Here is a 19,404-nt window from a genome sequence, read left to right as displayed (position 1 = left end):
CTCAAGCCTTCAGGAAATGACGGATGGATTCAAGCACCGATTCAAACATGGGCGTGGTCAGGCGGCCAGTTTGCGTGTTGTAGCGGCTAACGTGGTAGCTGTCGAACAAGCGAAACGCGCCCAGATCATGTTCGGCCGCATGGCCAAACTTGAATGCACTCTGTTTTTGATCCATGGCTTTCAATACAGCTTGGTGCCCCACCAAACCCAGCGCCAACACCGCTTTGGGCGGGTGGATTTTGAATTCATGCGCAATGTAGACATTGCAGGTTTTAATTTCGGCAGGTGTGGGTTTGTTCTCGGGTGGTACACATTTCACCGCATTGCTTACCCGCGCGTTCACCAAGGCCATGCCGTCGCCCACGGCCATTGAAACCGGCTTGTTTGCAAATCCATATTTGTGCAATGTGCTGTACAGCAGGTCACCACAATAGTCGCCAGTGAACGGCCTGCCCGTTCGGTTTGCACCGTGCAAGCCTGGGGCCAAACCCACAATCAACAACTCTGCGTTTGCAGAACCAAACGGTGGCACCGGGCCATTGAAATGGTCTGGAAACTTCCGCCGGTTCTGTTCATGAAATGCATACAAACGCGGGCAAGCCGTGCATTGCACATCGAACACCTGGGCAGGCCAGTGTTGGTCCATTTTCAAGGGTTCCCATTGCTGGGTAGGGTCGATGAACGCCAAGCCTTTCTGTGCTTTGCTCATTTCATTTTTCCCGAGCAGGCTGTTCTTTTGTGCTTGAAATCGAACACTTGCGCCCCACCCACTGGCTTAGCACGTTCAAGCCACTCTTGTTGACGAATTGTGAATTCCACATCGTCTACACCCGACTGCCAATGTTCATTCACAGACAATCTCGAAAACTCATAACCCTTAGAATGCGCTTCATATTCTCGTTGGCGGTAAATCAAATGCGCAATGGTTACAGCGGAATCGCAACTCCAATGCTCAAGCAACTCCAGTTCGGCATCGCTTAAAAATGTTTGGTCTGGGTGCGCCTTCAAAAGGCGTGCAATGGTGTGTCGCACCTTTTGCGTTTGCTTGAACACTTCGGTGTTCAAACGGGTTCGGCTTGAATAGCGAATGTCGCTGACCCGCTGTGCAACATCAAAAAGATCTTCCGGCATGTTGCCTTCCGCACTGAACAAATCCACCTGAAAAATACACATACCGCCTTGGTGCTGTTCATCGATCACGTACTGCAAAGGCGTGTTGGAAACCAGGCCACCATCCCAATAAAATTCACCATCAATTTCAATCGGTGGAAAGCCTTCTGGCAGTGCGCCACTGGCCATGATGTGCTCAGGCTTGATTTCGATTTTGTCCGAATCGAAATAAATGAAGTTGCCACTTTTTACGTTGACCGCGCCAACGCTCAATCGAATGTCGCCGTTGTTGAGTCGATCAAAATCAATCAAATCAAGCAAGGTCTTTTTCAATGGTGACGTGTCGTAAACGCTGATTTTGTGATGACTTTCAGTGTGGAAAGGATTTAAAAAAGTCAGCGGGCTGTGTGGCTTGAAAAAGCCAGGCACACCCCAAGCGGCCACCAAACCGGCATTGACCCGGTTGTACACTTCCCGACCGCGAGTGCCCACAAACATTTGGGGCATTTGCGGACTTGATGAAACCAGCTCCCAAAATTCGCGCAACTTTTCAACGCGATCCTCAGAAGCATTGCCCGCAATAATTGCAGCGTTGATCGATCCAATCGAAATGCCAGCCAACCAATCGGGATCGTACCCCGCCTTGTGTAAAGCCGCGTAGGCACCGGCTTGATACGACCCCAAGGCTCCGCCACCTTGCAACACCAAAACGGATTTGTCTTCCCATTCTTTTCGAGTACTGTGTGTACTCATCAAGCCAAGGCCTTGCGTGCGTTGTAGAACAAACGCATCCAGGGTGAAAACTCGCCAGCGTCTTTCGGTGCCCAGCTCATTTGCACATTACGGAACACGCGTTCAGGGTGCGGCATCATGATCGTGAAACGACCGTCGGGCGTGGTGAAACCCGCCAGCGCTTCAGGGCTGCCATTGGGGTTGTAGGGGTATTGCTGTGTGGGCTCGCCTTGCGAGTTCACATACTGCACGGCCACCAAACCTTCAGAACTCAACTTGCCGTGATTACCCTGACGTGAAAAGTCTGCGCGGCCTTCACCGTGCGCAACCACCACAGGCACCACCGAGCCCTCCATACCGCTTAACAAAATAGACGGTGTCTTGTTGATTTTCACATTCACCAAACGGGCCTCGTATTGCTCGCTTTCGTTGCGCATCAACTTGGGCCAGTGCCCAGCGCCTGGAATTAAATCAGCCAGCGTGGCCATCATCTGGCAACCATTGCACACGCCCAAACCGAATACATCTTCGCGGGCAAAAAATTCTGCAAACTGGTCAGCCAGCACACCGTTGTAACGAATGGTTTTGGCCCAGCCTTCACCCGCACCCAACACGTCGCCATAACTGAAACCACCGCAGGCTGCCAAACCTTGGAAATCAGCCAGCTTGCGCTTGCCGTTCAGCAGGTCGCTCATGTGCACATCCACGGCATCGAACCCTGCCAATGTAAACGCACCCGCCATTTCAAGCTGACCATTCACACCCTGCTCTCGCAACACTGCAACGCGTGGCTTTACGCCCTTTGCAATAAATGGCGCTACCGGGTTTTCAGTAATGTCAAAACTGGGTTGCCACACCAATGCGTTGGGCAATTCAGCCGCCGCCTTGTGTTCACTTTCAGCGCAAGCCGGGTTGTCTCGACGCTTGGCGATTTGGTAACTGGTGTCGTCCCAAATGCTTTGCAGCTTGGCGCGGCTTTCCGTGTAAATGCATTTGGCGTCGCGGTAAAACTCAATGACATCACGGTCGTTGGGTTTGCCGATGATGTTGCTGTGTTTGCTCAAATTGAAATCGCGCAGCACTTGCATGGCTTCGCTTTTCTGGGCCGCTGGCACTTGCAGCACCACACCCAGTTCTTCGTTGAACAGGGCTTTCAGTGTAAGTTCACCACGCTGAACGCTAACCTGCTCTGGGCGAATTTTGAAGTCGCCCCAATCGGCTGAATAAGGGTCGATGGTGATCAAATCCAGATTAATTGACAAACCACTTCGGCTTGCAAAACTCATTTCTGCCAGGGCAGCCAGCAAGCCACCGTCGGAACGATCATGGTAAGCATGCACCAAACCTTTCTCGCGCAGTGCATTCATCGCCTGCGCGAAGTTTTTCAAGTCGCTGGCGTCTTCCACATCAGGCACTTCTGTGCCCAGCTGGTTGGTCACTTGCGCAAGCACACTGGCGCCCATGCGCATTTTGCCGCGTGCCAAATCAACCAGTACCAGCACAGTGTCTTCTGCTGTGTTCAACACCGGTGTCAGCGTACCGCGTACATCATTAATTTTTGAGAACGCTGTTACGATCAGGCTAACTGGCGACAACACTTCCTTTTGCACATCGCCTTCATTCCAGCGCGTGCGCATGGACAAAGAATCTTTGCCCACTGGAATGCCCAAGCCCAACTGCGGGCACAGTTCCATTCCAATGGCTTTTACCGTGTCAAACAGCGCAGCGTCTTGCCCTGGCGTGCCGCATGCGGCCATCCAGTTCGCACTTAGCTTCACGTCTTCAAGTTTTTCAACCGGGGCAGCCAACAGGTTGGTCAGGCTTTCGGCAATTGCCATGCGGCCTGAAGCGGGTGCGTTCAACACCGCCAGTGGAGTGCGTTCGCCCATGGCCATGGCCTGACCTGCGTAACCGGTGTAATCGTCAATGGTTACAGCCACATCGGCCACGGGTACCTGGTGCGGGCCCACCATTTGGTCGCGCGCAGTGAAACCACCCACTGTGCGGTCGCCAATCGTAATCAGAAAACGCTTGGAGGCCACAGCGGGGAATTTCAACACTTGTTCAATGGCTTCACCCAACTCAGTTTGGGTCAAATCCATTTCTGACTTTACCGTCTCAACGCGGGTGTCGTCGCGTTCCATGCGGGGTGGCTTGCCCAACAACACTTCCATCGGCATGTCTACAGGGCTGCTTGCACTTTCAGCGTCCAGTACTTTCAACTGGCGCACGTCAGTGACCACACCCACCACACAGAAAGGGCAACGTTCACGTTCACACAATTGCGTGAACAGTTCCAACGATTCTGGCGCAATGCCCATCACATAGCGTTCTTGCGATTCATTGCACCAAATTTCAGCTGGGCTTAATCCACTCTCATCCAGATTCACTTTGCGCAAATCAAATTCAGCACCCTTGTTCGATGCATCAGCAAGCTCAGGGAATGCATTTGAAATGCCACCTGCGCCCACATCATGAATACTTAGAATCGGGTTGGCTTCACCCAAGGTCCAGCAACGGTCCAGCACTTCCTGTGCGCGGCGTTCCATTTCAGGGTTGGCGCGCTGCACGGAATCAAAGTCGAGTGACTCGGTGTTGGTACCGGCGTTCATTGATGACGCCGCACCTCCACCCATGCCAATTCGCATGCCGGGGCCACCGAGTTGAATCAGCAAGCTGCCAGCGGGCAAATCGCATTTGTGCGTGTGCACTTCACGAATATTGCCCAAGCCACCCGCAATCATGATGGGCTTGTGATAGCCATAAACCCTGTCACCCACACGCTGCTCGAAAGTGCGGAAATAACCTCCCAGATTCGGGCGCCCAAATTCATTGTTGAAAGCAGCCGCACCAATCGGGCCATCAATCATGATTTGTTCAGGCGTTGCAATTCGCGTCGGAATGCCTACGGCTTGAGGTTGCTCAGCGCGTTGTTCCAAAGGCACCAATGCATCTTGCCCACTTTCCCAACTTTCGCTGCCACCATCAAAACGCAAGTGCGATGTGGTAAAGCCACACAGGCCCGCCTTGGGCTTGGCACCACGGCCAGTTGCACCTTCATCGCGAATTTCACCACCCGAACCCGTGGCCGCGCCCGCGTAGGGTGAAATGGCAGTGGGATGGTTGTGAGTTTCAACTTTGATTACGAAGTGTGTGGCTTCTTCATGCGGGCGGTAGACGCCATCTTCATCTGCAAAAAATCGTTCGGCTTTGCCACCCGCTATTACAGCGGCATTGTCTGAATAAGCCACCACTGTGCCCTGCGGTGTGGTTTTGTGGGTGTTGCGGATCATGCTAAACAGGGTCTCGCTTTGCGCTTGCCCGTCGATGGTCCAGGTGGCATTGAAAATTTTATGGCGGCAGTGTTCGCTGTTGGCCTGCGCAAACATCATCAGCTCTACATCAGTGGGGGAACGGCCCATGGCCGTGTAGGCGTCCAACAGGTAATCAATTTCATCCTCACTCAAGGCCAGGCCCAGTTCGGTATTGGCCTTCACCAGTGAATTGCGCCCTTCGCTCAGCTCCACAATTTGCAGAGTTTTGCCTTGCAGTGGCAAAAACAAGCCTTTCACGTCAAATCCATCGGGCAATACGGTTTCTGTCATGCGGTCGTAAAGCGCGGCCTTCAAGGCTTGTAAAGCCTGCCCTTCAGGCAATTTGCTGCCACCCAGCAAACCTTTCTTGAAAGTGAGCTGAAATTCAATGCCGCGTTCCATGCGTACCACCTGTGCAAGGCCTGCATTGTGTGCAATGTCAGTGGCCTTGCTGGCCCATGGGCTAACCGTACCCAAGCGGGGGACCACCACGCAGCTTACGTCAACCCGATCCAGCGCTGGCGCGGCGTGACCATAATCAAGCAGCCCTTCCATCACTGTGCGCTGCGCACCTTCCAAGGCACCGCGCGTGGCCACATAGTGAACAAAATGTGCGCGGACAGCCGACACATTCGAATCGAGTGCTTGCAGGCGTTTTAGCAGACCTTCAGCACGGAATGCAGAAAGGGCTGAGGCGCCGTTGAAGGTATTCACATCGAATTGATCAGCCGAAGACAGGGCAAGAGACATAACAGCAGCGGGGGTGGTTGAGGTAATCTTGAATTATAAGTGCTATAGCCCTCAAACTACCGCCAAAGTCTTGATAAACCACCTTGAATTTCCATGGATTTCACATGCCTGAATTGAATGCCCTGAACCACGACAACCTGAACTGTGCCAACTGGCAGCAGCCCGGCCAAAACACCGTTGCAGTGCTTACAGTCAAGCAAACACGCGCCGTTGAAAACAAGGCATTTGGACAAACTGACTCATTCCTGCTGATGCAAGCGGCCGGCGTTCGGTCTGCATTAAAAATTGTGGATCAAATCGTGCACAGCGAACCCCACAACCACCATTGCCTGGTACTTGCAGGCCCGGGGAACAATGGTGGCGACGCCTGCATTGTGGCTGGTGAATTAAAGCGCCAAGGCCTGCGCGTTGAGTTGTTTCAAATTACTGAAGGAAAAAGCGGGTCTAAAGATCGCATGCAAGCGGTGTTGTGGGCGCTGGCCCATGGGGTTCAACCTGTTGAGTTCGAGGAAGGTGAAGACTTGCCCGACATTTCACCCAACACCGTGGTGATTGATGGCTTGTTGGGCATTGCCTGCGACCGTGCACCCACTGGGCCAATCGAATTGCTGATTAATCATGTGAATGAGTCCGTAGCGCGTATCAACACGCACACCCAGCACAGGCAAGTGCGTGTGTATTCACTGGACTGCCCAAGCGGACTGGATTGCGACACCGGGCGTGCGCCCGGCGCGGCCATTCAGGCGCACACCACCTTCAGTTACCTGTCGTGCAAACATGGTTTGCTAACCGGGCTGGGTAAAACCTTGGCGGGTGAATTGTGGATCGATGACTTGAACTGTGGGACCTTGATCAATGAAACGGAAATTGGGGCCATCATTCAGGCGGTTTCGAAACCAGACCAGTTAAAGCGCTTGCCTACCCGCAGCCATGAACACCACAAAGGCAGCTTTGGCAGCATTGCAGTTCTGGGCGGGCAGCAAGGCATGGTGGGGGCCTGTGTGCTAAGTGCCAGAACAGCCTTGATGCTGGGTTGCGGTCGAGTGGCCTTGAGTTTGCTCTGCGAGATCGACATGCACCTGCCCGATGTTCAAATGCAAGGCCAAACGCCCTTTCTTGACACCCTGTTTCCTGAAATCATGAACAAGGGAATTGAAAACAATCTGGAGTTTGCAGACACCGCCATTGTGGGCCCCGGCCTGGGTCAAAGCGACAGCGCATTGCAAATGCTGTTCCAGCTGCTGGAACATGACAAGGGATTGAACATGGTGTGGGATGCAGACGCATTGAACCTGCTGGCCAGCAATTCAGCCTTGCGTGCCCGTTTCAAACAGTACCGCGCAAAACACCCCGCCAAGGCCATGGTGCTGACACCGCATCCACTTGAAGCAGCCCGACTGCTTCAAAGCACCACGGAAATGGTTCAGGCCGATCGCCCCCGTGCCGCACTTTCAATCGCCACGCAGTTTGAGTGCACAGTGGTGTTAAAAGGCACAGGTAGCCTTGTGTGCAATGCCAACCACATGGAAATTAACACCACCGGTGGCCCCGCCTTGGGCACCGCAGGCAGCGGCGATGTGTTGGCCGGTGCCATCGCCGCCATGCTGGGGCAAGGCTTGGCCGGAATTGATGCCGCAGCTTTCGCGGTGCATCTTCACGGCATGGCTGTTGAGCCACGCCCCAGTGAACGCGATGAGCTGTTCATTTCACACGCCAGCGAAATAGCCCAGCGCATGAAAACCTGCTTAAACCATCTCTTGAACCAAAGCGCCCGCCGCAATCGTCAGTTGCCGTGAACAACGCGTGGCCAGCTTTTCATCGTGGGTAACCAATATCAAGGTGGTGCCCTGCTCGTTTTGCAGATCGAACATCAGGTCGATAATGCGCTGACCCGTTGCGAAGTCTAAGCTGCCGGTAGGTTCGTCAGCAAACACGATGGTGGGTTTGCGCACGAAGGCGCGGGCCAAAGCCACGCGTTGCTGTTCGCCACCCGACAAGGTTTTGGGGGTGTGGTTAAGGCGATCACCCAGCCCCACCCGCTGCAACATGTCTTTACACGCTTTCTCGCGATTCTGCATGGGGGTTAGCTCTGTGGCCAACATTACATTTTCCAGCGCACTTAAATGGTCGAGCAATTGAAACGACTGGAAAACAAAACCGACATGCTCAGCGCGAAGCGTTGCGCGCTTGTCTTCGTTAAGTTGTGTTAAGTCTTGCCCCAAAAAGCGAACTGCTCCGCCAGAAGGGATGTCCAACCCTGCAAGCATGCCCAATAAGGTGGACTTGCCCGAACCGGACGCCCCCACAATGGCAACCGCTTCACCTTGATTTATAGTGAACGAAATGTTTTCAAGAATGGACAAACTGCTTTGCCCGTCTTGAACCAACTGATTTAAACCTTCGACTTCGAGGATTGCACGACTCATGTTTGCCTTTACTGCAAAAAAAATTAAAAACGCCTTGGCACTTGGCCTGATCGCAATGGGAACGTTCACCAGTGTATCCAGCTTTGCCGCTACCTCCACGAAGGAGTGCAAAATTCTGGTGATGGGCGACAGCCTTTCTGCCGCATACGGCTTGGCCAAAGAACAAGGCTGGGTTACGTTGATGGAGACCCGTTTGGACCAAAAGTTCCCGCACTGCGCGGTGGTGAATGCATCGGTGTCAGGCGAAACCACGGCAGGTGGCAAAACCCGCCTGCCAGCCTTGCTTAAACAACACAAACCCACCCACATGATTCTGGAACTGGGTGCGAATGATGGATTGCGTGGTTTGTCACTCGACACCATGAAAGACAACCTGACCAATATGCTGGTGGCTGCCCGTAGAAATGAAACCCAGGCAGTACTGATCGGCATGATGATTCCATCGAACTACGGCCCAGCCTACGCACGCCGATTCAGCGACACCTTCGCTGACGTGGCCCGCAAACAAAAGGTACCTTTGGTGCCCTTCATGCTCGATGGATTTGCACTGGACCCCACTGCATTTCAAGCGGACGGCATTCATCCAAATGCAGGTGCACAACCAAAGATTCTTGAAAACATTTGGCCAACTTTTTCAGCGACTTTGAAGTGAGTGATACGCAACTTCGTGATGTTGGCGAAGTCGCATGCCTGGTTCAGAAGCATCTGCGAAGTCGCATGCCCTCCTTCACCCGAAAACCTGAAAACTCCCTTTTTGTTGAATTCACCATCCTAAGCGCACCCGCTAATACAGCGGCGGGGCGCGCTTTCGGCTGTGCCGAACGGACGGGAATTAAACAAACGGGCAGGCTTTCTTGAAGGTGAAGAGACGGCAAAACGAACTTCGCAATGCTAAAACTCGGCTGGCGTATTTCAGGTTTGCAGAATTGCAACGTCACTTTGCCGATTCAAGGTCAAGGCGCCCGGTTTGATTCGAAGCGAGGGGCGACCGCAGGTCGATGCGAAGACGCGTGAGCGTTTCGCAGGCCCTAAAGCCAGAATCAACAACGGGGATTTCGCCTTGAGCAAGGCAAAGTGGTGTTGCATTCTGCAAACGCAACACCGATTCACATTAGAACGTCTTCTTGATCTCGACTTCAACTCGCTTCTTCATCGCGTCACGTGCAGCCAACAGCAGCGCTTCCTGGTAAACCTGCCCGGCAATGTTTTCGTAGTATTGCACCACTTGCGGATCGGCCTTGGCTTTAATTTCAGATGATGGCGCACTGTTTTGCACCCAAGCCACAGCATATCCAGCCGCGCCCAAACCAATCACCTTGGCTTTTGGTAACTCCGATACACCTGTGTTCAACACCGATTGCGCCACCAAGCCCGGCAAACCTTCTGCGCCCAGGGCAGACACCGTTTTGGCATCGGAGAAATCAGCCAAAACTTCCGATCCTTCTGCTGGCTTGTCAGCATCCAGCTTCGCAGCCAGCGCGTCCGCATCTTTCAAGGCCGCCCTAGTGGCCTCATCCTGAGTTAAACGGGTCACAATGCCGTTGCGAACTTCCTCGATAGGTCGGGCGGTCGCAGGAGTGAAATTCACAATGCGGGCGGATACCATGGACTCACCAACCTGCACAGCTTTGGTGTTGTTCTTGCTTTCGATTGAGTCGGCAGAGAAAATCTCAGCCATCACTTTCGCATCTTTCAATATGTCTGGTGCGTTGGGTGCCGCCTGGGTAAGACCATTGAAACTCGAGGTACTCACACCCAACGCCTGCACCACATTGTCAAACGATTGGCCGCCCTCATAAACCAGTTCAGCGAAGCGGCCTTGCGCATCTGCGTATTGCGCAGTCATTTTCTGGCCTTTGATCTCATTGGCGATTTGGTCTTTCACTTCATCCAGACTTTGTACCTCGCCACCACGAATGTCGGTGACTTCAATGATGTGATAACCGAACTGGCTTTTCACTAAATCACTCAATGCACCAGTCTTTTGACTGAACACGGCCTGTTCAAACTCGGGCACCATGGCACCTTTGTTGAAAAAACCCAAATCACCGCCCTGCGCGGCAGAACCCGGATCAATAGAATATTGTTTCGCCAACTCTGCAAACTTGCCAGGATTGGCTTTCAACTCAGCAAGCACCTTTTCGGCAGCGGCTTTCAACTCAGTTTCTGAAGCACCTTCTTTCTCGGCATCCATCAGAATATGACGTGCACGGCGCTCCTCTGGCGTTGAAAAGCGTGCCTTGTTTTGCTCGTAGTAAGACGCAATGTCGGCATCGCCAACTACAATTTTTGACTTGATGGTTTCTGGTGACAGCACCACGTATTCAACATCTGCTTGTTGTGCCGCCATGAACTGCGATTTGTTGGCATCGTAATACGCTGCAATCTGTTCATCCGTAATGTCTACTTTCGCAGCATACGGGGCCAAGTCTATGCTTTTTACCCGTACGACACGACCCGCCAACTGCACATCATCCAGTTGGGTTTTTAATGTTTCCGGGAAAAAGGATGCGCGCAACACCGGGTCTAATACCTGATTGCGTGCCAAACCAAAACGCACATTGGCCTCGTGCTGATTCGGAGTCAAACCCCGAGCCGCCAATTCACGCTTGTAGGTATCCAGATCGAATTTACCATCCACCTGGAACAATGGAGTGCGAGCAATGTCCTCCGCCAAGGCTTTGTCAGACGCGGTCAAGTACTGCTTTTGTACGGATTGCTGCAAGAGATATTGCAACACCAGCGTATCCAACAGCTGCCGGTTGATTTCAGGCGACTCGAACACCTTGGGGTCAAAGTTATCGCCAGACTGCGCACGTGCCTCTTCAATGCGCTCACGCTTCACTTGATCAAACTCTTCCTGACTGATCGGATAATCACCCACAATGGCCAATGCATTTGCATCTGCACTGGCTGTACTGTATCCCTCAAGTCCAAACAGGGCAAAAGCTGGTGCAATAAACAGCAGCAACACGAACTGCATGATCTTCTGATTGTTACGGATGAATTCAAACATGGTGTGTGGTTGGCTTAGGTGTTAAACAACAAGCGATTACTATACCTGAATGAACAAGCTTGAATGCCGGTGTACGGCCAGTTTGAGAGCGTTGTACAGAGCTTGCTGGCGCGCGGCTTGAGGTGAAACACAACACAGATAAGAAAAGAAAAAAGCCCTTGAAACGTTAAAATTTCAAGGGCTTTTTTTACTGCTGGCGGAGTGGACGGGGCTCGAACCCGCGACCCCCGGCGTGACAGGCCGGTATTCTAACCAACTGAACTACCACTCCAAAGTTGGTTGCTGTTTCGCATTGTTGGTGGGTGCTGAGAGGCTCGAACTCCCGACCTAAGCCTTGTAAGGGCTCCGCTCTACCAACTGAGCTAAGCACCCAACGTTCACTGTTTTTCTAGTGATTGTCTTGATGCGAATCAGCCAAGACCGCAATTATATACAAATAAGCGCGGCCTGCAATACCTTTTGCCAAAAAACTTTTTAAATTTAATTTAAAGCGTCTTTCAGGGCTTTGCCTGGACGGAACTTGGGCACCTTGGCTGCCTTGATTTTGATTGTTGCGCCAGTGCGTGGGTTGCGACCGCTACGTGCAGCGCGCTTACCAACAGCAAAGGTTCCAAAACCAACCAAAGTTACTGAACCACCTTTTTTCAAAGTAGTTTTTACAGCAGCAATCATTGCGTCCAGTGCGCGACCAGCGGCCGCTTTGGAAATTTCTGCTGACTCAGCAATTTGATCGATCAGTTCAGTTTTATTCATGTAAAAAGCCCCCTCATGGTGACAAATAAAAAGTGCCCAAGATCAGGCACCACGTTGCTTCCAGTTATTAATTTAGACATGCCTGAAACCTAGCTGTCAACACATTTTGCGGGTGGATAACCCTTATTATTCAAGCCAGCTAAGGCTTTCCGCGATGCACAAAAAAAAGCCCCTGATATTTCCATCAAGGGCTCTTTAAAAATAACGATTGATATCAGTGCTTTACACTTGGGTTTGCAGCCGTCTCATCAGCTTTGCCTGCAATCACTTCTGCAGGCTCGGAAACCGGCTCTGGAAGCGATTCCAGCGCATGTTGAAGCACCTGATCGATCCATTTCACCGGAATAATCTCCAAACTGTTCTTCACATTGGCTGGAATTTCCGCCAAATCCTTCACGTTTTCCTCGGGAATCAGCACAGTTTTAATGCCGCCACGGTGCGCAGCCAACAGCTTTTCTTTCAAACCGCCAATGCCCAAAACCTCGCCGCGAAGTGTTATTTCACCAGTCATGGCCACTTCCGATTTCACTGGAATATTGGTCAATGTAGACACCAATGCGGTGGTCATTGCAATGCCCGCAGACGGTCCATCTTTGGGTGTTGCGCCTTCTGGAACGTGCACGTGAATGTCGCGCTTCTCGAAAGCGTCGTTTCGAATACCCAGCCGGTTTGCACGCGCACGCACAACCGACCTGGCTGCCTCAACCGATTCCTTCATGACATCGCCAAGCGAACCCGTACGTATTACATTGCCCTTGCCTGGCATTGAAACAGTTTCAATGGTCAGTAATTCACCCCCCACCTCCGTCCATGCCAAACCGGTAACCTGCCCGACCTGATTCTCTTTTTCAGCCATACCGAAATTGAACCGGCGTACACCCAAAAATTTGTCCAGATTTTTGGGTGTTACAACGACTTTCTTTTCGTTCTTGCCCAACACCATTTGGCGCACTACCTTGCGGCAGATTTTGGACATTTCACGCTCAAGACCACGCACACCTGCTTCACGGGTGTAGAAGCGAATCACATCACGCACAGCAGCTTCAGAAACGCTGAGTTCTTCGTCCTTCACACCATTGTTTTTCAACTGCTTGGGCAACAAATACTTTTGCGTGATGTTTACTTTTTCATCTTCCGTGTAACCACTCAAGCGAATGACTTCCATCCGATCCAGCAAGGCATGTGGAATGTTCAAAGAGTTCGCAGTGGCCACGAACATCACGTCACTCAGGTCGTATTCCACCTCGACATAGTGGTCAACGAATGTGCTGTTTTGTTCAGGATCAAGCACCTCAAGCAGAGCTGACGCAGGGTCGCCGCGGAAGTCTTGCCCCATCTTGTCGATTTCATCAAGCAAGAACAGCGGGTTGCGAACACCCACCTTGGTAATGCTGTTTAGCACCTTGCCCGGCATGGAACCAATGTAGGTTTTGCGATGGCCGCGAATTTCGGCTTCATCACGCACACCCCCCAAAGCCATGCGCACAAACTTGCGATTCGTGGCCTTGGCCACAGATTGACCCAGCGATGTTTTACCAACCCCGGGAGGGCCAACCAAACAAAGTATTGGCGCCTTCAATTTGTCCACGCGCTGTTGCACAGCGAGATACTCAACGATGCGTTCTTTGACCTTCTCAAGACCGTAATGGTCTTCATCAAGCACTTTGTCTGCATTCGCCAAATCATTGTTGATTTTGGTTTTCTTTTTCCAAGGCAGTGTCGCCAGCACATCGATGTAGTTACGAATTACCGTGGCTTCAGCCGACATTGGCGACATCAGCTTGAGTTTTTTCAACTCGGCCTCTGCTTTCTTTAACGCTTCCTTGGGCATGCGTGCGGCCTTGATGCGTTTTTCGAGCTCTTCCATGTCTGCGCCGTCTTCGCCTTCACCCAATTCTTTCTGGATGGCTTTAACTTGCTCATTCAAGTAGTACTCGCGCTGGCTTTTTTCCATCTGGCGCTTCACGCGGCCACGAATGCGCTTTTCAACCTGAAGAATGTCGATTTCGGTTTCGAGTTGCGACAGCAATGCTTCAAGACGCTGGGAAATGCTGAAGGTTTCCAAAATGGATTGCTTCTGCTCCAGCTTCAGGGGCAGGTGGCTAACAATGGTGTCGGCCAAGCGACCGGTGTCTTCAATGCTGGCCAGTGAAGTAAGAATCTCCGGTGGAATCTTCTTGTTCAGTTTCACATAGGAATCGAACTGCGCCATTACGGCGCGCTTCATCGCCTCAGTTTCCGGGCTTTGCGAAGGATCGGGCAACAGGGGCATGGCGGTGGCTGCGAAGTGGCTGCCTTCGTCTGTAACCTGGGTCAGGCGCGCACGCTGAACACCTTCAACCAACACCTTTACAGTGCCGTCGGGCAGTTTCAGCATTTGCAGCACATTGGCCACACAGCCGATGTTGTAAATGTCTTTGTCGCTGGGTTCATCTTTAGTGGCTGACTTTTGTGCCACTAGAAGAATACTTTTGCCTGTCTCCATCGCGATTTCCAGCGCTTTGATCGATTTTGGACGACCCACAAACAATGGAATGACCATGTGCGGGAACACGACGACATCTCGCAATGGAAGCAATGACAATTCGATGGGTTGTTCCGGAAGCACGTTAGTTGCTGACATATGAATCACCTATTAAATGCATAACCCTACAGTGGGGCTAAAACGCGCTTATTCAAGCTTTATTTCCTAACCAATTTAACAATACCACTTAAAAGAAAAAGCCCAACCGTGGAGTTGGGCTTTTTTAATCATTTTGCAATCTGTTTTGATTTGCAAATTGGTGTCAGGACTTGTCTTTGCTGCCTGCCACCTTGGGCTGGTCTTCATAGATCAGCAAAGGCTGACCCACACCGGTGATTGCATTTTCATCCACCACCACTTTCTTCACGTTGGTGTCGCCTGGCAGGTCGTACATGATGCCCAACAATGCCTGCTCAAGAATGGTACGCAAACCACGAGCACCAGTTTTTCTTTGTATCGCTTTTTTGGCGATTGCGCTAAGGGCCGATGGGCGAACTTCCAATTCAGCACCGTCCATTTCAAGCAGCTTTTCAAACTGCTTCACCATGGCGTTCTTGGGCTTGGTCAAAATTTCGATCAATGCTGGCTCGTCGAGTTCTTCCAGCGTAGCGATAACCGGCAAACGACCAACCAATTCAGGAATAATGCCGAACTTGATCAAATCTTCAGGTTCTACATCGGCCAACAATGTACCAACGTTTTCATCCTGCTTGCTTTTCACGGTTGCGCCAAAGCCAATACCGGAACGCTCTGAGCGGTTGCGAATTACTTTATCAAGACCTTCAAAAGCTCCACCCACGATAAACAGTACATTGGTAGTGTCGATTTGGACAAAATCCTGATTGGGGTGCTTGCGACCACCTTGCGGGGGAACAGAAGCAACTGTACCTTCAATCAACTTCAACAAGGCCTGCTGTACACCCTCACCCGATACGTCACGCGTAATTGATGGGTTGTCGGATTTGCGCGAAATTTTATCAATTTCATCGATGTAAACAATGCCGCGCTGGGCCTTGTCCACTTCATAGTTGCAACTTTGCAGCAATTTCTGAATGATGTTTTCTACGTCTTCACCCACATAACCCGCTTCAGTCAAAGTGGTTGCATCTGCAATAACAAATGGCACGTTCAACAAACGGGCAAGTGTTTGCGCCAGCAAAGTTTTGCCTGAACCTGTTGGGCCCACCAGCAAAATATTGCTTTTCGTCAGTTCGATGTCGTCTTTTTTGCCCATGTGGCGCAGGCGTTTGTAGTGGTTGTACACCGCTACTGCCAGCACACGCTTGGCTTTGTCTTGACCAATCACATACTGGTCAAGAATAGAACGAATTTCTTGTGGAGTTGGCAGTTTGTCACCGCCCCCCGTTGCCGTGGCTTCTGCGGCTTCGTCTCGAATGATGTCGTTGCACAACTCAATGCATTCATCGCAGATGAACACAGAGGGCCCTGCGATCAATTTCTTCACCTCATGCTGGCTTTTGCCGCAGAAGGAGCAATAAAGCAGCTTTTCGCTGGAGCCTTTCTTTTCTGACATTATTTTTCCTCTGGAAAGCCCCTTAGGGGGCAATCAAGCAATCCAGGTTGTTACTACCGTTACTTCTTGTCTGCAGGTGCCACACGGTGCTTCAGCACATCGTCGATCAAGCCGTAGTTCTTTGCCGAGTCTGCACCCATAAAGTTATCACGATCTGTGTCACGCGCAATCTCTTCAATCGACTTACCTGTGTTCTCAGCAAGTATTCCGTTTAATTTCTCACGCAGATACAAGATTTCCTTAGCATGAATTTCGATGTCAGAAGCCTGACCCTGCACACCACCCAAAGGCTGGTGAATCATGATGCGGCTATTGGGCAAAGAAAAGCGCTTGCCTTTGGTGCCAGATGACAACAAGAACGCGCCCATGCTGGCCGCCAGACCTGTACACAACGTAGACACATCGGGCTTGATGAACTGCATGGTGTCGTAAATGGCCATACCGGCGGACACTGAGCCACCGGGGCTGTTGATGTACAGCGCGATGTCTTTGTCAGGGTTTTCACTTTCCAGAAACAACATTTGGGCAACAATCACGTTGGCCATTTGGTCGTTAATGGGGCCAACAAGGAAAATCACACGCTCTTTTAGCAAGCGCGAATAAATGTCATAGGCCCGCTCGCCCCGACCACTTTGCTCAATCACCATGGGTACATACATATTGCCCTGTGTGTCTTGAGCGCCAGAATTGTTCATATTGCTAGTCATAGAGCGAGGGTTCCACATCATTTATTTATTTCCCATCAGTTCGTCAAAGGACAATTTCTTTTCGATCACTTTGGATTTGGCCAAAGCAAATTCAACCACATTGTCTTCCAGAATAACCGCTTCTACATCCGCCAAACGGGCGCGATCCTGAAAATACCACTGCATTACTTCAGCGGGGTTTTCATAGCTCTGCGCTTGCTCTTCAATGAAGGCACGCACTTGCTCGGGCTTGGCCTGCAAGTTATTTGTCTTAACCAGGTCAGACACAATCAAACCCAAACGAACACGACGCTCTGCTTGCGCCGCAAAAATGTCTTCAGGCAATTGAATTTCTTCAACATTTTGCATGCCACGTGCTTTCAAATCTTGACGGGCGCGCGATGCCAACTCGGTTGTTTCAGACTGAATCAGCGACTTGGGAACATCAAACTCGGTCACTTTCAACAAGCCGTTCATCACAGATTCTTTGGTTTGTGCCTTGGTGCGGTTGCTGACTTCTCGGCTCAGGTTAACGCGAACGTCTTCACGCAGCTTTTCCAGCGAACCTTCGCCAATGCCCATGGACTTGGCAAACTCTTCATTCAATTCAGGCAGTTGAGGGCCTTCAACTTTCTTGATGGTGATCGTGAACTGGGCAGTTTTACCCGCCACATCCTTACCGTGGTAGTCAGCAGGGAATGCCAGGTCGAAGGTTTTCTCTTCGCCTTTCTTCAAGCCTTTCGCTGCTGCTTCAAACTCCGGCAGCATTTGGCCTTTGCCAATTACAAATGAGAAGTCTTCGGCTGAGCCACCATCAAAAGGCACGTCGTCGATTTTGCCAGCGAAATCCAGCGTTACTTTGTCTTCTTCAGCGGCAGCACGATCAGTTTCAGCAAAGCTTGCGCGTTGCTTGCGCAAAATTTCGATTGTTTTGTCAACTTCGGCGTCAGAAACCTCAACCACTGTTTTTTCGATTTCCAGAGTGGCGAAGTCGCCGAATTTAACTTCTGGGAACACTTCGAAAATTGCATTGAATTCAAAAGCGTCATCAGCCGCGTCTTTCGCAGCTTCAATGCGGGGCTGGCCAGCCACACGCAGGTCTTGCTTTTGAACTTCTTCACTGAAAGTGCGGCCGATTTCGTCGCTCAATACTTCAGAATGCACTTGAGGACCGTAGTTCTGCACCACCATTTTCATGGGCACTTTACCTGGGCGGAAACCGGGCATGCGAGCTGTACGGGCAACCTTTTGCAGGCGCTTTTCAACTTCAGCATTGATTTTTTCAACTGAAAGCTTCAGGGAAATCGTTTTCTCTAGCGAGCTTGCAGTGGTGGTTGTTTCAGTCATTTGTAACTCTTGAACTAGTTGCCTTGGACATGCGGCCCAAGGGGTGGTTAATGGGTGAGAAATCTTTGTGCAGTGCAATGCCGCAAAGGTTCTACAATTGCCGATATCTTACACAAGTATGAAGGTGCTTTGGCGGGGGTTTGGTAAAACTAGGCAGCCCCGGAAGCGATTCACTTCAGGGCATTGGAATGGTGGTGCGGATGAAAGGACTCGAACCTTCACGTATTGCTACGCCAGAACCTAAATCTGGTGCGTCTACCAATTTCGCCACATCCGCATGCAGGGGCGCATTATAGCGTGATTTTGCTCGCGCAGCCCGTACAATATTACTTATTGTACGCTCTGCCCCAAATTTTGAAGGTGACATGCTCGTATCTCTGGAAAACCCGCTGGCCTATTGCCGCGAAAAAGTCAGCGGTGAAACCGCTTCGCTGCATTACGCGACCCTGTTTCTGACCGATGAATTCAAGGCATTCTGGCTAGGTTGCTTCACGCTAAATCACGAGCTACGCCAGGCCTGCCTGAAACAGATGGAAGCCGGGCTTACCCAGGTGAAACTGGGCTGGTGGCGCAACACGCTGGCGAATGCGACCCAGGAAACCAATGCGCACCCGGTGGTCACAGCCATTTCCAAACCAGTGCTGGCAAAAATTCCCGCCGAGCATTGGATTGAGTTGATCAACTGTGTGGCCAGCAGTTGCGAGCCCAAACGCTACAACACCATGAACGATTGGCACAACGATGTGCGCGCCGAAGCAGAGCCGTGGGTAAAGCTGATCAAGGCGCGTTTTGGCGAGGCCAGCAATGATTTTAATGGCTTGTTGAATTTCTGGACAGAATCAACCCGGCTTTGCCAACTGTTGAGGCTGGCGAAATACCTTGACCAAGGCTTTCAGCCGTTGCCTATCGAATTGTTGAGCCAACATGGAGTCACTGCAGAGCAAATCAAGCAACGGCAACACAACGACGCCAGCCACGCCTTATTCACTCAAACCAGTGCCTTGCTGGTGGCACATGCGGAGCAAGCTTGGGCAACAGTTCCACTGGAACAGCGCCTGTTTGCCCGGCCATTGAGGGCCCTGTTCCGTATGCGGGCGGTTGAACTTCATTTGCACAAGGCCAGCCATTACAAGTTACTGACTGAACAAAAGCTGGTGACTCCATTTCGAAAGTTCAGTACCGCATGGACCACGCAGGTATTACGGTGGTAAC

13 protein-coding genes and 3 tRNA genes are annotated in these 19,404 nt (G+C 51.5%); 3 read left to right on the top strand and 13 right to left on the bottom strand.

What is annotated here, in order from left to right; all coding sequences use genetic code 11:
* Position 1 precedes the first annotated feature (1 nt).
* Genes NSP04_RS13105 through purL form a run of 3 tightly spaced genes read right to left on the bottom strand, consistent with a single transcriptional unit; the run spans position 2 to position 5,906 of the window.
* The gene (locus NSP04_RS13105; protein ID WP_257512802.1) at positions 2 to 709 is read right to left on the bottom strand and encodes a uracil-DNA glycosylase; all 708 of its coding nucleotides are present in this window, start codon (positions 707 to 709) and stop codon (positions 2 to 4) included.
* The gene (locus NSP04_RS13100; RefSeq protein ID WP_257512801.1) at positions 706 to 1,863 is read right to left on the bottom strand and encodes a DUF3734 domain-containing protein; all 1,158 of its coding nucleotides are present in this window, start codon (positions 1,861 to 1,863) and stop codon (positions 706 to 708) included. Before NSP04_RS13100 ends, NSP04_RS13105 begins: the two co-directional genes overlap by 4 nt.
* Positions 1,863 to 5,906, bottom strand: coding sequence for a phosphoribosylformylglycinamidine synthase (purL, locus tag NSP04_RS13095; protein WP_257512800.1), 4,044 nt, complete (start codon positions 5,904 to 5,906; stop codon positions 1,863 to 1,865). Before purL ends, NSP04_RS13100 begins: the two co-directional genes overlap by 1 nt.
* A gap of 104 nt (positions 5,907 to 6,010) precedes the next feature.
* Here purL and NSP04_RS13090 point away from each other — a divergent pair, with 104 nt between their 5' ends.
* Positions 6,011 to 7,702 carry an NAD(P)H-hydrate dehydratase gene (locus tag NSP04_RS13090; RefSeq protein ID WP_257512799.1) on the top strand — a complete coding sequence of 564 codons (1,692 nt, stop codon included), beginning with the start codon at positions 6,011 to 6,013 and terminating at the stop codon, positions 7,700 to 7,702.
* Here NSP04_RS13090 and NSP04_RS13085 read toward each other — a convergent pair.
* Positions 7,652 to 8,332, bottom strand: coding sequence for an ABC transporter ATP-binding protein (locus NSP04_RS13085; RefSeq protein WP_257512798.1), 681 nt, complete (start codon positions 8,330 to 8,332; stop codon positions 7,652 to 7,654). The genes NSP04_RS13090 and NSP04_RS13085 overlap by 51 nt on opposite strands.
* On the opposite strand from NSP04_RS13085, the gene NSP04_RS13080 reads away from it, so the two are divergent.
* Positions 8,331 to 8,984 carry an arylesterase gene (locus NSP04_RS13080; protein WP_257512797.1) on the top strand — a complete coding sequence of 218 codons (654 nt, stop codon included), beginning with the start codon at positions 8,331 to 8,333 and terminating at the stop codon, positions 8,982 to 8,984. The genes NSP04_RS13085 and NSP04_RS13080 overlap by 2 nt on opposite strands.
* A gap of 459 nt (positions 8,985 to 9,443) precedes the next feature.
* Here the strand turns inward: NSP04_RS13080 and NSP04_RS13075 are convergent, their stop codons facing one another.
* The 9 genes from NSP04_RS13075 to NSP04_RS13035 all read right to left on the bottom strand — a co-directional run bounded on the left by NSP04_RS13075 (position 9,444) and on the right by NSP04_RS13035 (position 18,469).
* Positions 9,444 to 11,348, bottom strand: a complete 1,905-nt coding sequence (locus NSP04_RS13075; protein WP_257512796.1) for a SurA N-terminal domain-containing protein — start codon at positions 11,346 to 11,348, stop codon at positions 9,444 to 9,446.
* A gap of 194 nt (positions 11,349 to 11,542) precedes the next feature.
* Positions 11,543 to 11,619 (bottom strand) — tRNA-Asp (locus NSP04_RS13070).
* Positions 11,620 to 11,644: 25 nt separating this feature from the next.
* Positions 11,645 to 11,720: transfer RNA gene (locus NSP04_RS13065), tRNA-Val, on the bottom strand.
* Between the two features lie 108 nt (positions 11,721 to 11,828).
* Positions 11,829 to 12,101, bottom strand: coding sequence for an HU family DNA-binding protein (locus NSP04_RS13060; RefSeq protein ID WP_257512795.1), 273 nt, complete (start codon positions 12,099 to 12,101; stop codon positions 11,829 to 11,831).
* Between the two features lie 214 nt (positions 12,102 to 12,315).
* Positions 12,316 to 14,724 carry an endopeptidase La gene (gene lon, locus NSP04_RS13055; protein ID WP_257512794.1) on the bottom strand — a complete coding sequence of 803 codons (2,409 nt, stop codon included), beginning with the start codon at positions 14,722 to 14,724 and terminating at the stop codon, positions 12,316 to 12,318.
* A gap of 163 nt (positions 14,725 to 14,887) precedes the next feature.
* Positions 14,888 to 16,159 carry an ATP-dependent Clp protease ATP-binding subunit ClpX gene (gene clpX / locus NSP04_RS13050; protein WP_257512793.1) on the bottom strand — a complete coding sequence of 424 codons (1,272 nt, stop codon included), beginning with the start codon at positions 16,157 to 16,159 and terminating at the stop codon, positions 14,888 to 14,890.
* Positions 16,160 to 16,218: 59 nt separating this feature from the next.
* The gene (gene clpP / locus NSP04_RS13045; RefSeq protein ID WP_257512792.1) at positions 16,219 to 16,866 is read right to left on the bottom strand and encodes an ATP-dependent Clp endopeptidase proteolytic subunit ClpP; all 648 of its coding nucleotides are present in this window, start codon (positions 16,864 to 16,866) and stop codon (positions 16,219 to 16,221) included.
* A 21-nt stretch (positions 16,867 to 16,887) separates the two neighbouring features.
* Positions 16,888 to 18,192: a trigger factor gene (gene tig / locus NSP04_RS13040; protein ID WP_257512791.1), complete on the bottom strand. Its 1,305-nt coding sequence runs from the start codon at positions 18,190 to 18,192 to the stop codon at positions 16,888 to 16,890.
* A 192-nt stretch (positions 18,193 to 18,384) separates the two neighbouring features.
* Positions 18,385 to 18,469 (bottom strand) — tRNA-Leu (locus NSP04_RS13035).
* A gap of 88 nt (positions 18,470 to 18,557) precedes the next feature.
* Between NSP04_RS13035 and NSP04_RS13030 the strand changes: the two genes are divergently transcribed.
* Positions 18,558 to 19,403 carry a squalene/phytoene synthase family protein gene (locus NSP04_RS13030; protein WP_257512790.1) on the top strand — a complete coding sequence of 282 codons (846 nt, stop codon included), beginning with the start codon at positions 18,558 to 18,560 and terminating at the stop codon, positions 19,401 to 19,403.
* Position 19,404: the final 1 nt, after the last annotated feature.

It is taken from the genome of Limnobacter parvus (assembly GCF_024623725.1).
GTDB lineage: Bacteria > Pseudomonadota > Gammaproteobacteria > Burkholderiales > Burkholderiaceae_B > Limnobacter > Limnobacter parvus.
Note: the sequence above shows the minus strand (reverse complement) of the source record. Positions and strands in the feature narration are given on the sequence as shown.

Coding starts and splice junctions, on each gene's coding strand:
- NSP04_RS13060 (WP_257512795.1), bottom strand. CDS start 12,101: ATGAATAAAACTGAACTGATCGATCAAATTGCTGAGTCAGCAGAAATT.
- lon (WP_257512794.1), bottom strand. CDS start 14,724: ATGTCAGCAACTAACGTGCTTCCGGAACAACCCATCGAATTGTCATTG.
- purL (WP_257512800.1), bottom strand. CDS start 5,906: ATGTCTCTTGCCCTGTCTTCGGCTGATCAATTCGATGTGAATACCTTC.
- NSP04_RS13075 (WP_257512796.1), bottom strand. CDS start 11,348: ATGTTTGAATTCATCCGTAACAATCAGAAGATCATGCAGTTCGTGTTG.
- clpP (WP_257512792.1), bottom strand. CDS start 16,866: ATGACTAGCAATATGAACAATTCTGGCGCTCAAGACACACAGGGCAAT.
- NSP04_RS13090 (WP_257512799.1), top strand. CDS start 6,011: ATGCCTGAATTGAATGCCCTGAACCACGACAACCTGAACTGTGCCAAC.
- NSP04_RS13030 (WP_257512790.1), top strand. CDS start 18,558: ATGCTCGTATCTCTGGAAAACCCGCTGGCCTATTGCCGCGAAAAAGTC.
- NSP04_RS13080 (WP_257512797.1), top strand. CDS start 8,331: ATGTTTGCCTTTACTGCAAAAAAAATTAAAAACGCCTTGGCACTTGGC.
- clpX (WP_257512793.1), bottom strand. CDS start 16,159: ATGTCAGAAAAGAAAGGCTCCAGCGAAAAGCTGCTTTATTGCTCCTTC.
- NSP04_RS13085 (WP_257512798.1), bottom strand. CDS start 8,332: ATGAGTCGTGCAATCCTCGAAGTCGAAGGTTTAAATCAGTTGGTTCAA.
- NSP04_RS13105 (WP_257512802.1), bottom strand. CDS start 709: ATGAGCAAAGCACAGAAAGGCTTGGCGTTCATCGACCCTACCCAGCAA.
- NSP04_RS13100 (WP_257512801.1), bottom strand. CDS start 1,863: ATGAGTACACACAGTACTCGAAAAGAATGGGAAGACAAATCCGTTTTG.
- tig (WP_257512791.1), bottom strand. CDS start 18,192: ATGACTGAAACAACCACCACTGCAAGCTCGCTAGAGAAAACGATTTCC.